The 13,035-nt window shown below is 73.8% G+C and carries 13 protein-coding genes; 6 read left to right on the forward strand and 7 right to left on the reverse strand.

Going from position 1 to position 13,035, the window contains the following annotated elements:
* The first annotated feature begins 334 nt into the window (after window positions 1–334).
* On the forward strand, window positions 335–550 hold the full coding sequence (locus FHX44_RS30070; protein ID WP_147258866.1) for a hypothetical protein: 216 nt from the start codon (window positions 335–337) through the stop codon (window positions 548–550).
* A gap of 29 nt (window positions 551–579) precedes the next feature.
* A complete protein-coding gene (locus tag FHX44_RS44325) occupies window positions 580–801 on the forward strand; it encodes an SDR family NAD(P)-dependent oxidoreductase (RefSeq protein ID WP_425469204.1) in 222 nt (73 codons plus the stop codon).
* Here the strand turns inward: FHX44_RS44325 and FHX44_RS30080 are convergent.
* Window positions 787–3,414, reverse strand: coding sequence for a helix-turn-helix transcriptional regulator (locus tag FHX44_RS30080; RefSeq protein WP_147258867.1), 2,628 nt, complete (start codon window positions 3,412–3,414; stop codon window positions 787–789). The two genes, FHX44_RS44325 and FHX44_RS30080, sit on opposite strands and share 15 nt — an antisense overlap.
* Before the next feature lie 191 nt (window positions 3,415–3,605).
* On the opposite strand from FHX44_RS30080, the gene FHX44_RS30085 reads away from it, so the two are divergent.
* Together FHX44_RS30085 and FHX44_RS30090 are read left to right on the forward strand one after the other, a co-directional pair.
* Complete coding sequence (locus FHX44_RS30085; protein WP_147258868.1) at window positions 3,606–4,247, forward strand: DUF1326 domain-containing protein; 642 nt, start codon at window positions 3,606–3,608, stop codon at window positions 4,245–4,247.
* A 2-nt stretch (window positions 4,248–4,249) separates the two neighbouring features.
* Window positions 4,250–5,020 carry a DUF2182 domain-containing protein gene (locus FHX44_RS30090; RefSeq protein ID WP_212612713.1) on the forward strand — a complete coding sequence of 257 codons (771 nt, stop codon included), beginning with the start codon at window positions 4,250–4,252 and terminating at the stop codon, window positions 5,018–5,020.
* Window positions 5,021–5,041: 21 nt separating this feature from the next.
* Here FHX44_RS30090 and FHX44_RS30095 read toward each other — a convergent pair whose 3' ends face one another.
* Genes FHX44_RS30095 through FHX44_RS30105 form a run of 3 tightly spaced genes read right to left on the reverse strand, consistent with a single transcriptional unit; the run spans window position 5,042 to window position 9,079 of the window.
* Window positions 5,042–5,962, reverse strand: coding sequence for an ABC transporter permease (locus tag FHX44_RS30095; protein ID WP_147258869.1), 921 nt, complete (start codon window positions 5,960–5,962; stop codon window positions 5,042–5,044).
* Window positions 5,959–8,721, reverse strand: coding sequence for an alpha/beta fold hydrolase (locus FHX44_RS30100; RefSeq protein WP_170309095.1), 2,763 nt, complete (start codon window positions 8,719–8,721; stop codon window positions 5,959–5,961). Before FHX44_RS30100 ends, FHX44_RS30095 begins: the two co-directional genes overlap by 4 nt.
* Window positions 8,722–8,767: 46 nt before the next feature.
* A complete protein-coding gene (locus FHX44_RS30105) occupies window positions 8,768–9,079 on the reverse strand; it encodes an antibiotic biosynthesis monooxygenase family protein (protein ID WP_147258870.1) in 312 nt (103 codons plus the stop codon).
* 51 nt (window positions 9,080–9,130) lie between these two features.
* Between FHX44_RS30105 and FHX44_RS30110 the strand changes: the two genes are divergently transcribed.
* On the forward strand, window positions 9,131–9,523 hold the full coding sequence (locus tag FHX44_RS30110) for a cupin domain-containing protein (RefSeq protein ID WP_147258871.1): 393 nt from the start codon (window positions 9,131–9,133) through the stop codon (window positions 9,521–9,523).
* A 31-nt stretch (window positions 9,524–9,554) separates the two neighbouring features.
* Window positions 9,555–10,973, forward strand: coding sequence for a gamma-glutamyltransferase (locus FHX44_RS30115; RefSeq protein ID WP_147258872.1), 1,419 nt, complete (start codon window positions 9,555–9,557; stop codon window positions 10,971–10,973).
* 102 nt (window positions 10,974–11,075) lie between these two features.
* Here FHX44_RS30115 and ligD read toward each other — a convergent pair whose 3' ends face one another.
* Genes ligD through FHX44_RS30130 form a run of 3 tightly spaced genes read right to left on the reverse strand, consistent with a single transcriptional unit; the run spans window position 11,076 to window position 12,938 of the window.
* Window positions 11,076–12,032 carry a non-homologous end-joining DNA ligase gene (ligD, locus tag FHX44_RS30120; protein ID WP_147258873.1) on the reverse strand — a complete coding sequence of 319 codons (957 nt, stop codon included), beginning with the start codon at window positions 12,030–12,032 and terminating at the stop codon, window positions 11,076–11,078.
* Between the two features lie 28 nt (window positions 12,033–12,060).
* Window positions 12,061–12,561, reverse strand: a complete 501-nt coding sequence (locus tag FHX44_RS30125) for a metallophosphoesterase family protein (protein WP_147258874.1) — start codon at window positions 12,559–12,561, stop codon at window positions 12,061–12,063.
* Window positions 12,562–12,563: 2 nt separating this feature from the next.
* The gene (locus FHX44_RS30130) at window positions 12,564–12,938 is read right to left on the reverse strand and encodes an FKBP-type peptidyl-prolyl cis-trans isomerase (protein WP_147258875.1); all 375 of its coding nucleotides are present in this window, start codon (window positions 12,936–12,938) and stop codon (window positions 12,564–12,566) included.
* Window positions 12,939–13,035: the final 97 nt, after the last annotated feature.

Here is a 13,035-nt window from a genome sequence, read left to right on the forward strand (position 1 = left end):
GGCATGGACGTCGGGGTGGACACGGCGTTCTCCTCTGGCCGACGGACCTCATGGCCGTGCCGGAGTGCCACGACCCGTGAGGAGCGTGATCGGGCGCCGACGCACGGAGCCTCCCCCGCGTGGGATGGGGTCGGGTGTCGCCATCGTCCGGAGTCGCCCGGACCGGCGGGCCCGCGGGCCCGGCCCGCCCGCCGATCGCCGGCCCGCCCCCTTGCCCGACGGCTGCCATCTCATCCTGCGGGGACGACGCCGAGAACATGCCGTCCCGACGACGGTGACGCCACTGCGGTCCAGCGCAACGCCGGAACGACGCACCGCAGGAAGGGAGCGCAGCGTGACATCGCGACGCTACGAGTTCCGGGTGGCCGGGCGGCTGTCGGAGCACACCCGCGGAGCGTTCCCGGACATGACCGTGCTCGACGCCCCACCGGAGACGATCATCCGGGGTGAGGTCATCGACCAGTCCCACATGCACGGGGTGCTGGCACTGATCCAGAACCTCGGGTTGCGCATCGTGTCGGTGAACCAGGTCGCCGACTCGGAACGCTGAGGGGTCTTCGTGGCTGGGGCGTCGACGTCCTGGTCAACAACGCCGCGATCGGCGCGGGTGGCCCGATCGCCGAGGTCCCGCTGCAGCGCGTCCGGGACGTCTTCGAGGTCAACGTGTTCGCGACACTGGCACTCACCCAGGCTCTCGTGCCGGGGATGGTGGCGCGGGGCGGCGGACGCGTGATCTTCGTGTCCTCGATCGCCGGACGCGAGTTCCTGGATCGACCTCACGGAGGCTCAGGTCTCTGGTGAGAGGATGCCTCGCCTGCGCGCCGCAGCCACCGCGTCGCGGCGGGAGCCGACGCCGAGCTTGCCGTAGAGCGCTCGGACGTGCGTCTTCACGGTGCTGTGCGAGACGGTGAGGTCGAGAGCGATCTCGTCGAACGATCGTTGCGTGGGCAGCATGTTCAGCACCGCTCGTTCCCGCTCGGTGAGCGACACCGGCTGGGTGCCGGTGCCGAGCGCGTTACGCGCCGCGAGTACCCGCAGCGCCGTCGACTCCTTATCACCGAAGCTGCCCATGTGCCTCGTCAGCAGGTCGATGACCTCGGGTGGGCCGATCACCAGTGGCCGCAGCACGTCCATGGCCTCCGACAGCGCCAGGGCGTGGTCGAGTTCTCTACGGGCCTGCGGGCGGCGTTCCCCACGCAGCGCGAGCTGACATCCGAGCACCCTGCCCTCCACCATCGTCCAGGGCAGCACGACCGGCGCCGCGCCGTCCAGCAGGTGGACGAGGGCATCGCTCGCCGCTGCGGGACGGCCGAGCCTGGCCAGCTGCCAGGCGCGCAACAGATGCACCTCGCCGACGTGGCCCAGTTCGTCCTCGGCCCATCTCAGGATGGAGCGGGCCACGGTGTCGTGGCCCTGCAACGTTGCGGTGCGGTGCTCGAGCAGCGCGACGGTGGCGGGGATCTCGGCCGCGCCCGGCCTGCCCGCGGCCACCGCACGTGCTTCCCGGAGCTCGTTCAGGCCCTCGTCGCCGTGACCGATGTCGGACAACGCCGCCCCGCGCAGCGCGGCGCGCAGCACGAAGAGTTGATCGGAGAGCTGTGGAGCCGATTCGTCCGGGACGTCGGGCGAGGTCAGCTCCAGGCACGTGGCCGGCTCGGCGCGCAGCAGCGCCCCGTACGCGCGCATCGTGGACGACCACGCTGCACCGACCGTCGCCCGCCACGTCGGATCGGCGAGCTCCGCGTCGGCGGCCGCAGCCAGCCGGGTCATCCGCCGGTAGTCGCCTTCCGCGGCGGCGATCGCGGCGAGCGTGACGAGTCCGAGCGCGACGAGGTAGATGTGGTGCTGCTGCCGCGCGTGCGCGAGCCCGGCCTCGGCGATTGCGCGCGCCTCGTCCAGCCGGCGCTCGGCGAGCAGCCCGAGCGCATCGTGCGCCATCGCCATGGGGGCCAGTTCCGGGTCCGTCGCAGCGCCGGAGCCGATCTCGTCGGCGGTCCGGGCCCGGTCGCTCGGATCGCCTGCGACGATCGCCCGCCGCGACCGGACGAGACTGCGCAGGGCGAGCAGGTCGGACGACGGATCGGACGGCCACGACGATGCAGCCTCGGCGAGGTGGTGGTCGGCCGTCGCGATGTCCCCACTCTCGGTCGCGATCAGGGCGGCCACCAGGGCGAGCAGAGGCTCGCTGCCGCGCTGAGCGTCACCCAGCTGATCGAGTGCCTCACGAACCACCGCGTGTTCGCCGTCTGCGATGAGCGCGGTCGCCTGCTGGCGCAACAGCTGCGCGATCCGCTCGGGGTCCCCGCCCTGGCGCGCGTGTGCGAGGGCGGAGACCGGCTGCCCCGCGGTGGCGTACCAGTCGGCAGCTCGACCGTGCAGCCGCACGATCAGATCGGGACGTTGCCGCTGCAGGTCTGCCCGCAGGTGCGACCGGAGCAAGGGGTGCACCCGGTACCAGCGACGGTCCTCGCCCGTGCTGAGGACGAGCGAGGTCTCCCGCTCGAGGGAGCTGAGCACGGCCCCGGCGTCCTCTCGGCCGGACAGGGCCGCGGCCAGCGGGGCGGAGAGCTGGTCGCAGACACTGACGGCCCCGAGCAGCTCGCGGGTCTCCACCGTGAGCCGGGAGAGGATCTCCCCGACCAGGTAGTCCGAGACCGCGCGGCCGCTGCCGACGAAGCCGGCCAGGAACTTGTCGGGGTCCTCGGCCTCGCGCAGCGACAGCGCGGCCAGCCGCAGTCCCGCCGCCCACCCCTCGGTCTCCTCGACGAGCAGCCGCACCTGGTCGGGGCGGGCCCGGAAGTCCGCGGCGGCGAGCATCGTCCCCGCCTCCGCCAGCGAGAAGCGCAGCCGATCGGCGCGTATCTCGTGCAGCTCGCCGGTCAGACGCATGCGGGCCAGCGGCAACGGTGGGTCGGTGCGCCCCGACAGGACCAGGTGCAGGCCCGGCGGCCGGTCCCGCAGGAGCGATGCCAGCCCGTGGAGGGGGTTGGGCGCCGTGAGCTCGTGGACGTCGTCCAGGACGAGCCGCAGCGGCCCGGGCGCCGTTCCGATGGCGTCGGCGACGAGGGCGAGGAACTCGGGGTCGCGGCTCGGGAGACCGGGGAGCGCGAGATCGTGCAGCGCGTTGTCCGCGGGTACCGCCGCGCACCTGTCGAGCGCGGTGAGGACCGCGGCCCAGAAGCGCCGGTCGTTGTTGTCGTCCTCGTCGAGGGACACCCACGCCGTCAGCTCGGGGCGCCGCGTCGCCCACTCGGCGAGCAGCAGGGTTTTGCCGTACCCGGCCGGCGCGCTGACCAGCGTGACCTGCCCGGCCGCCGCCTCGTCCAATGCGACGAGCAGCCGGGGGCGTGGCACGTAGCTGGGCGGCGGCCGCGGAACCGCCGTCTTCACCGCGGGCACTCCCGGACGGAGCACCGGAATCACCCCCCGCCACGATTCCACGAACCGAGAACGCTACCGACCCAGATGCCCCAGGCAAGGCCCGCCAGCCGTCCGGGTTACCCCCGAACGGCTCAGCGTGCCGGTCCTGACCTACGTAGTTCTCCGAATGTCGCCGCGGGCCGGCCGTCCCTACGCTGCGCTTCCTCACCTGGAGGGGGTGTGCCATGACGGCAGAGACCGTGGCAGCGCAGACGGCGGCGACCTACGACGTGGAGGGCAGGCTGCTCGAGGTCTGCACGTGCAACACCCTGTGCCCCTGCTGGGTCGGCGAGGACCCGGACGGCGACGGCACGTGCGACTCGGTCCTCGGCTGGTACGTCGACCGGGGCACGGTGCAGGGCGTGGACGTGAGCGACCGCTGCCTCTGCGTGTCGACGCACATCCCGGGCAACGTGCTGGCCGGCAACTGGAAGGTCGCCGTCCTGGTGGACGACCGGTGCAGCGAGGAGCAGCAGGCCGCCCTCCTGAACGTCTTCACCGGGCAGCTCGGGGGCGCGGTCGCCGACCTCGCCGCCCTGATCGGCGAGGTGGTGGCGGTCGAGCGGGTGCCGATCACGTTCGACGTCGTGGAGGGCAAGGGCTACCTCAGGATCGGTGACGTCGCCGAGGCCCGGCTCGTGCAGTTCGTGGGCGCCACCGGAAATCCGACCACGCTGCACGACTCGGCCTTCTCCACGATTCCCGGCGCACCCGCCTACGTCGGCAAGGCCGAGAGCTTCCGCCGCGACGGCAGCCGGCACGGCCTGCCGGACGTGGCGGTCACCGGGCAGAACGCCATCCAGGGCATGTTCCGGTTCACGGTCTGATCGTGCCGGGCATCGCTTCCGCGGCGGTACGCGCCCGCCGCGACCCGGGGGTCGCCCTCTGGGTCGTTGCGGGCGTCTGCTGGGTGGGCACCGTGTGGCTCGTCGCCGGCACGGGCGGGGTGGGGCATCACGGCGCCGTGCTCGAACGCTCGACGGGGCCGCTGCGGCTCGGGGCGATCCTCGCCGTCTGGCTGGTCATGATCGGCGCGATGATGCTGCCGACCGTCGTGCCGATGGTGCGGCTGTTCGGCGTGGTGACCGCGCGGGCCCCCGGCCCGACGGCCGCGCGACTGACCTTCCTGGCCGGCTACCTCGCCGTGTGGACCGCGTTCGCCGTGCTCGCGCTGCTCGCCGACCAGGCGGTGCAAGCGCTGGTGGCCGCGTGGGCGTGGCTCGCGGCCCGGCCGGATTTCCTGCTCGGCGCGACGCTCGTGCTGGCGGGCGCCTTCCAGTTCAGTCCGCTGAAGAACGCCTGCCTGACGGCGTGCCGCAACCCGGTCGAGTTCCTCTGGCTGAACTACCGCCGCGGTGCCGCAGGTGCCTGGCGGCTCGGCCTGAGGCACGGCGTGTCGTGCCTGGGCTGCTGCTGGGCGCTGATGCTCGTGATGATCGGGACCGGCATCGGCAGCCTCGTCTGGATGGTCGGGCTCACCGCGGTGATGCTGATCGAGAAGACGGCCCGCCGAGGAGCGCGGCTGGTGGCGCCGGTGGGCGTCGTCCTGCTCGTGGCCGGGGCCTCGCTGTCGGTGTCCGGCCTGCTCGGGGCACCGTGAACTGCAGCCAGGGGCGGGCCCTCAGCTCGTGATGTCCTTGCGCTGGAAGCGCCAGATCGCCAACGCGCCGAGAACCAGTGCGTAGATCGACGCCGACAGCGCGCCCCGTGTCATGCCGTTCCAGTCCACCGGGTCGCCGAGCAGGCCCGACCACGCGTCGTCGAAGTGCGTGGGCAGGAAGTCGCGCAGCCCTTCCAGCGCGGTGATCTGGTCGAGGATCTGCGACACGATCGACACCATCACCGCCCCACCGACGGCGCCGAGCGGGGCGTCGGTCGACACCGACAGCAGCAGTGCGAGCGCCGCCACCCAGCTCAGGTGCACCGCGAGGTACACCGCGCCGGACAGGACCCTGACGGTGCCGGGCCCGTAGTCGAGCGAGACGCCCGTCGGGCTCACCATGTCGCCCGCGCCGTAGGCGAGTGTGCCCACGACGAGCGACACGACCGGCAGCAGGAGCAGGGCCGCCAGCGACAGCGCTGCCGCCACCACGGCCTTCTGCCGCAGCAGGCGCGCTCGCGGCACCGGAGCCGCGAGCAGGTAGCGCAGGCTCGACCAGGACGCCTCGGCCGCCACCGTGTCGCCGAAGAACAGCGCCACGACCACGACCAGCAGGAACGACGACGAGGCGAACATCGCGAACACGGTGAAGTTCAGCCCGCTGCTGGTGGCGAGGTCGACGAGCGTGAGCGAGCCGGTGGGCGGCGCGTCGGGGGCCAGCTCGAACGCCACCCACAGCAGCACCGGCAGCAGCACGACCAGGCCGAACACCACCTGCGTCCGGCGGCGGCGCAGCTGGCGTTCCAGCTCGACCCGCAACGGCAGCGTCCGCTCGGGACGGAAGGGGCGGCGGGTCACCGGCGAGGGTGGCTTCCTCCGGGTCGCGGGTCCGGCCGCTGTGGGTCCGGCCGCTGTGGGTCCGGTCGCTGTGGACTCGGTCATGGCGTGCGGTCCTCCCCGACGAGCTGCAGGAACGCGTCCTCGAGGCGCCGGCGCGGGCCGGCCGCCGTCACCTCGACCCCCGCGGTGACGAGCGCTCGCACCGCCGCGCCGCGAGGCGTGCCGTTCAGCTCGGCGTGCACGCCTCCGTCGATCACCTCGACGGAGCGGACGCCTGCGAGGTCGGAGAGCACGGATGCCGCGCGCTCCGGTGCGTCGACGGTGAACGTGGCGGCACCGCCGCCCGCGATGATCTCCTCGACCGTGCCGTCGGCCACCACCTCGCCGCGGTGCATCACGACGACGTGGGTGCACGTCTGTTCCACCTCGGCGAGCAGGTGGCTCGACACCACGACCGTCCGGCCCCGCGCGGCGTAGCGGCGCAGGACGTCGCGCATCGTCGAGATCTGGGGCGGGTCGAGCCCGTTGGTCGGCTCGTCGAGCACCAGCAGGTCGGGGAGCCCGAGCATGGCCTGCGCGATGGCGAGCCGCTGGCGCATGCCCTGGCTGTACGTGCCCACCCGGCGGTCGAGCGCCGCGCCGAGCTCGGCGATCTCGAGCGCCTCCTCGATGTGCGCGTCGGCGGCGGGGCGACCGGTGGCCGCCCAGTAGAGGCGCAGGTTGTCGCGGCCGGACAGGTGCGGGAGGAAGCCGGGGCCCTCGACGAACGCCCCGATGCGCGCCAGCACCGGAGATCCCGGCCCGATCGGCTGCCCGAACGCGCTGATCGTGCCGGCGGTGGGGCGCACCAGGCCCATGAGCATGCGCAGCACGGTGGTCTTGCCTGCGCCGTTGGGTCCGAGCAGGCCCAGCACGATCCCCTTCTCCACGGTGAACGAGACGTCCTTCACCGCCTGGAAGCCGCCGGCGTAGGTCTTGGCGAGCCCGGTGACGACCAGCGGGGGGCCGTCGCCGTCCGCCGGCTGCGCGGTGTCGCGCCTGCGGCGCAGCCGGGCGAGCGCCCAGCCGAGTACGGCGACGGCCAGTGCCGCCACGATGCCGAGGAGCGGCCCGAGCGGCACGGTGGAGGCGGTGGCGCTGGTGCCCGGCACGACCGGCACGGTCAGATCTCCGGTCACCCCGACCTGCCAGACCGCGGGCTCGACCGGGCCGGTGAAGCCCTGGTCGGTGGTCGCTATGGAGACGGCGAGCTGGTTGCCGGACTCGACGGGCGCCACCACGCCGGGCAGCGCCACCGTGACCGTCACGGGCGTCCCGTCGGCGGGCACCGGCACGCGCATCGGGGCGACCGCGCCGCCGAGCAGTGTGCGCCGCCCGTCCGGCGCGAGCTCGGTGATCCGGGCGAACAGCACGGCCTCGGCGGGTGCGGGCTGGCCCGGCACGCGCGAGACGCTCACCTGCACCCGCGGGGTGCCCGCCACGAGGAGCGAGGCCGCGAGCGGTTCCGTGCGGAAGGTGGCCGACTGGCCCGCCGGGTCGGCCGCGAACGCGGAGATCCGGCCGGCGACGGAGCCGAGCGCGCCGCCGATCCCGGGCAGCGAGGTGATCGCCGCCGGGTGGCCGCCCGCCGGGTGGACGACCTGCCGCGGGCCGCCGTCGAGTGGCAGCGGCGTGGTGAGGAGCGGGGCGGTGCCCGGCAGGCCCGGGTAGGCGGGTGCGGCGAGGGTGCGGCTGGTGGGCGTGTTCGCGCCGGCGCGGACGCCGCTCTGCACGACGTAGGAGAAGCCGGTGCCCGGGTCGTCGCCGGTGCCGGCGAGGTGGAAGCCGAACCAGTCGCGGATGCTGTCTCGGACGGCCACACCCGGCGCGGCACCGTCGTGGCCGCCCGCGAACCACTCCACCTTCACCCGGCCACCTGCCGCCGCGATCTGCCGGGCGGTCGCGTCGGCCTGGTCGAGGCCGAACAGGGTGTCCTGCTCACCCTGCACGAGCAGGGTCGGCGCTGTGATGCGCCCGGCGACGGTGGCGGGCGAGGAGCGGCGCAGCAGCTCGGCCGTGGCGGGGGAGAGCCGGCCGGTGGTCGCGGCCTCGGTGTAGGCGGCGCAGATCTCGGCGGTGAACCGGCCGCAGGGGTTCACGCCGGTGGCCGGGGTACCGGTGGACGGGTCGCCGTCGGACGGGTCGCTCCCGGCGGAGAAGAGCATCCCCGCCCAGCCGCTCTTGAACACCCCGTCGGGTGCGGCGACGCCCCCGGCGGGGGTGTCGGCAGGGGGCGGGGTCGCGGTGGCGGTGTTCGGGAACAGCGCCTGACCGAGGTCGTTCCAGGTGATCACCGGGGCGAGGGCGTCGACGCGCGGGTCGTACCCGGCCAGCAGCAGCGCGAGTGCCCCGCCGTACGAGGCGCCGGTGACGCCGACGCGCGGGTCGCCCGGCCCGTCCTGCTGGACCTCGGGGAGGGTGGCGAGCCGGTCGACGAGCGCCCGCGCGTCGGCCACCTCGTGGTCGGGGGAGTCGAGCGCGATCTGCCCGGTGCTCGTGCCGAAACCGCGCGCCGACCAGGTGAGCACCACGAACCCGCTGGCGACGAGCGCGCGGGCGTCGGCGTCCACCGACGCCTTGCTGCCGCCGAAACCGTGGGCCACCAGCACCGCAGGGGCCGGGGTGACGGCCGGCAGGTAGAGCGAGGTGTCGAGCTCGACGCCGTCGGATGTGGTGACCCGTTCCTCGGTGACCCGTTCCTCGGCGACCGCGACACCGGCGGGGGCGGCACCCGTCAGCAGCAGACCTGCCACGACCGCGAGCACGACGCTGATCGCCAGGGGGGCCACTGGGGACGGCCGGGCGCCGCGGGCGGGGTGCACAGGACGACGTTACGGGGTGCCTGTCCGTAGTGTCCTCAGTGCGCTCTCAGGGCGCGGCTGGACCCGGGAGCGTCACCTCGTCGAAGTGCTCCACGCGGGGCTCGCCGTCCAGGAACGGGCCGATGTGGCCGCGCCAGCGCCCGAAGTTCTCCGACTCCCGGAAGCCGACGGTGTGGGCCTCCACGCTGTCCCACTCGATCAACAACACGAACCGGCCGGGTGTCTCGATGCCCTTCGTGAGGCGGGCGTTGCGGAAGCCCGGCGTGTCCGAGACGTACCGGATGCCCTCGCGGACGGCGGCGGCGAACTCCTCATCGGTGCCCGGCAGCACGGCGATGTCAGCGATCTCCAGGACCATGTGGGCATCCTCGCACGAGTGGAACGGGCGCGATCGGGGCACAGATCCGGCATGGATCACTTCACCATCGCCTCCGTCGCGGAGCGGAGTGACGACTTCCGCCGCGTCCTCTGGACCGGTGACCACACCCAGCTCGTGATCATGACGATCCCTCCCGGTGGGGAGATCGGCGAGGAGGTGCACGAGGGGATCGACCAGATCCTCACGTTCGTCAGCGGATCCGCCGAGGCGCGGGTGGCCGGCGAGACGAAGGCCGTCGAGGCGGGCGACCTCGTGGTCGTGCCGGCGGGCACGAAGCACAACTTCGTGAACACCGGCCCGAACCCGCTGGTCCTGTACACGGTCTACGGCCCGCCGGACCACGCGCCCGGAGCCGTGCACCGCACGAAGGAGGAGGCCGACGCGGCGGAGGAGTCGGGCGAGGACGAACCGCCGACCTCCTGACCCGGCGAGGGCAGCGCGTCAGCGTTCGGCCGTGACCCAACAGGGCGTTGTGGCCGCGGGCCACCCGGCGTCGGCGGCGGCCGGCGCGGCTGCCCTGCGGGCCGGGGGCAACGCCGTGGACGCGGCGGTGGCCGCCGTCCTCACGTCGTTCGTGGCGGAGCCGCTGCTCACCGGGCTGGGTGCGGGGGGCTACATGCTCGTCGCGCCGCCCGGGCAGCGGCCGCTGCTCCTCGACTTCTTCGTGGAGACCCCCGGTCGCGGAGCGGATGCGCGCCCCGCCCCGATGACCGACGTCCTGGTGACGTTCGAGGGCACCACCCAGGTGTTCCAGATCGGGGCCTCCTCGTGCGCCACGTACGGGGTGCCCGCCGGCGTGGCCGCCGCGGCTGAGCAGTTCGGCCGGATGCCGTTGGCCGAGCTGACCGCGCCCGCGGCCCGCCTCGCCCGCACCGGAGTGCGGGTGAACGCGATGCAGGCGTACGTATTCGAGCTGCTGGTGGACGTCGTCGGCTCGACCCCCGAGGCGGCCGCGCGATTCACGGTGGACGGGCGCCCGCCGCGGGAGGGCGAGCTGCTGCGGGACCCGGAGCTGGCCGACGCGCTCGACCGGCTCGGGGCCGAAGGGGCCGCGCCGTTCTACACCGGCGACATCGGCTGCGCCGTCGCAGACCGGGTGTGCGCCGGCGGCGGCGTGCTGACGCGGGCCGACCTCGAGGCGTACCGCGTCGTGCGCCGGAACCCGCTGTGCGTCACCTACGGCGGGCGCCAGGTCTTCACCAACCCCCCGCCGAGCGCGGGCGGCAGCCGGCTCGTCGGCGCGCTCGCCCACCTGGAGACCACCGGCCACGCGCCGGACGCGCCCGGCATCGCCGCGGCCCTCGAAGCGGGGGTGCGCAACGGGCCGGCGCCGGGGGACGCGCTGGGATCGACCACGCACACCTCGGTGCTCGACGCCGAGGGCTGGGCGTGCTCGGTGACCTGCTCCAACGGCACCGGCTCCGGGGTGACCGTCCCGGGGACGGGCGTCCACCTCAACAACATGCTCGGCGAGCACGACCTGTTCGTCCCCGACGGCGTCGGTGAGCGGCTGTCGTCGGCGATGGCCCCGACGGTGGTCCGCCGCGACGGCACCACCGAGCTCGTGCTGGGCTCCGCGGGGTCGAGCCGGATCCGCAGCGCCCTGCTGCAGGTCCTCGTCAACGTGCTCGATCGGGGCGATTCGCCGCAGCGGGCCGTGGATGCGCCGCGGATCCACGTGGAGCGGGGGACCGCCTACGCCGAGCCGGGGATCGACGCGGTGGCGCTGGAGGCGGCCGCTTACCCCGTCACGCGGTTCGCCGCCCCGAACCTGTTCTTCGGCGGGTGCCAGGCCGTCCGGCGCGACCCGGCCACCGGCGCGCTCGACGGGGGAGCGGACGCGCGGCGGTGCGGCGCGGTGGTAGTGGTCTGAGGCTCGAACTCCAGCTGTAGATCGCTATGCCGATACATCGGATCATGGCCCGGCAGCAGCGCCAGACCATGATCACGAGATTCGGCTGTGGTGCTGGAGGGCCTACTGCCGCCGGGCCCGCGCTCGCCGCTTCCCCTCGTGCATGGCCGCGACCCGGGCGATCGGGATCGCGTGCCCCTCCTCCAGGAGATCGGCGGGGAGGCTCTGGGGCGCGGGCATCCGCTCGTGCCAGGGGTCGCCGTCGCCGAGGAGGTCGACGGCGGTGCGGACGGTGAAGTCGCGGGGCGACACGCCGTCCAGGTCGTCCCATGCCACGGGGAACGACACCGGCACGCCCGGCCGCACGCGGGGGCTGTAGGCCGCCACCACGGTGGCCCCACCCGATCGGGTGGAGTCGACGAACACCTTCCCGCCCCGGTCCTCCTTGATGTAGGCCGTGGTGGCGACGTCGGGGTCGACGCGCTCCGCACGGGCGGCGAGCGCGCGGGTGGCCGCAGCGGCGTCCTCGAAGCCGACGCCCTCGTCGAGGGGCACGAAGATGTGCAGCCCCTTCGACCCGCTCGTCTTCACGATGCCCTCGAGCCCGCTGTCGGTGAGGGCCTGGTGCACGAGGCGCGCCGCCCGGACCACGTGGGAGAAGTCGTCGCCCTCAGGTGGGTCGAGGTCGAGGATCAGGTAGGTGGGGTGCGGCTCGCCCACCCGCATCAGGGTGGGGTGGTACTCCACCGAGCGCTGGTTGGCGAACCACAGCAGCGTGCGCCGGTCGTTCGCCAGCGCGTAGCGCACCTCGCGCCGCGACGCCTCGGCCCACACCGTGGTGGTCTCGACCCAGTCGGGCGTGTACTTGGGCACGTTCTTCTGCATGAACGGCTCCTGCCCCGGCCGGATCCGGATCACCGACAGCGGTCGCCGCCGCAGCTCGGGCAGGATGCGGTCGCGCACCGCGTCGAGGTAGTCGACGAGGTCGCGCTTGGTGGCGTCGGCGCCGTCGAAGAGCGGCTGGTCGAGGTTGGTCAGCTCCACCCCGGCCCGCGTCTCGACGGTCTTCGCGCGGCTCACCGGGGCACTCAACCACGGCAGAGCCACCTCAGCCAGGTGGCAGATGGTGGAGATCCACCTTGCGGAGGGCGCCGTCGGCGACCTCGGCCGTCATCCAGGTGAAGGTCGGCTGCCGGCGCCGGTCGGTGGGGGAGCCGGGGTTGAGCAGGCGCAGCCCGGTCGCCGCCGTGGTGTCCCACGGGATGTGGCTGTGGCCGAACACCAGCACGTCGACGTCCGGGTAGGCCCGCGCGCAGCGCCGTTCGCGGCCGGCGGCGGCGCCGGTCTCGTGGACCACCGCGAACCGGACGCCGTTCACCTCGACCCGCGCCACCTCGGGCAGCCGGGCCCGCAGCGCGGCGCCGTCGTTGTTGCCGTGGACGCCGACGAGCCGGCGCGCCCTGGCCTCGAGCGCGTCCAGCAGGTCGACCGACACCCAGTCGCCCGCGTGGATCACGACGTCGGCGGAGTCGACGGCCGACCACACCGGTGCGGGCAGGTCCTTCGCCCGCACCGGCAGGTGGGTGTCGGAGATCAGCAGCAGCTTCAGGGTCAGTGCACGTCCACGAGGTCGACGACGAAGATCAGCGTCTCGCCGGGCTTGATCGCGCCGCCCGCGCCGCGGTCGCCGTAGCCCAGGTGCGGCGGGATCACCAGCCTGCGGCGCCCGCCGACCTTCATCCCGGCCACGCCGCGGTCCCAGCCCGCGATGACGCGCCCGGCGCCCAGCGGGAACTGGAACGTCGAGCCGCGGTTCCAGGAGGCGTCGAACTCCTCGCCGGTGGACTGCGCCACACCGACGTAGTGCACCTCGACGGTGCGACCCGGGGTCGCCTCGGCGCCGACGCCGGGGTTGAGGTCCTCGACCAGCAGGTCAGCGGGGGCGGGGCCGTCGTGCGGGTCGACGTCGGGTCGTTGCAGAGCCACGTTCTTCCTCCTGAGGGTGGGCGTGCCCAGCGTGCCAGACGGGGTGGCGCGGGGTAGACAGGCCTCGTGGCCAGGCCTGACGTGGGGCGACCGGTCG

This window comes from Pseudonocardia hierapolitana (assembly GCF_007994075.1).
Classification (GTDB): domain Bacteria; phylum Actinomycetota; class Actinomycetes; order Mycobacteriales; family Pseudonocardiaceae; genus Pseudonocardia; species Pseudonocardia hierapolitana.

Coding starts and splice junctions, on each gene's coding strand:
- FHX44_RS30095 (WP_147258869.1), bottom strand. CDS start 5,962: ATGACCGAGTCCACAGCGACCGGACCCACAGCGGCCGGACCCACAGCG.
- FHX44_RS30085 (WP_147258868.1), top strand. CDS start 3,606: ATGACGGCAGAGACCGTGGCAGCGCAGACGGCGGCGACCTACGACGTG.
- FHX44_RS30105 (WP_147258870.1), bottom strand. CDS start 9,079: ATGGTCCTGGAGATCGCTGACATCGCCGTGCTGCCGGGCACCGATGAG.
- FHX44_RS30110 (WP_147258871.1), top strand. CDS start 9,131: ATGGATCACTTCACCATCGCCTCCGTCGCGGAGCGGAGTGACGACTTC.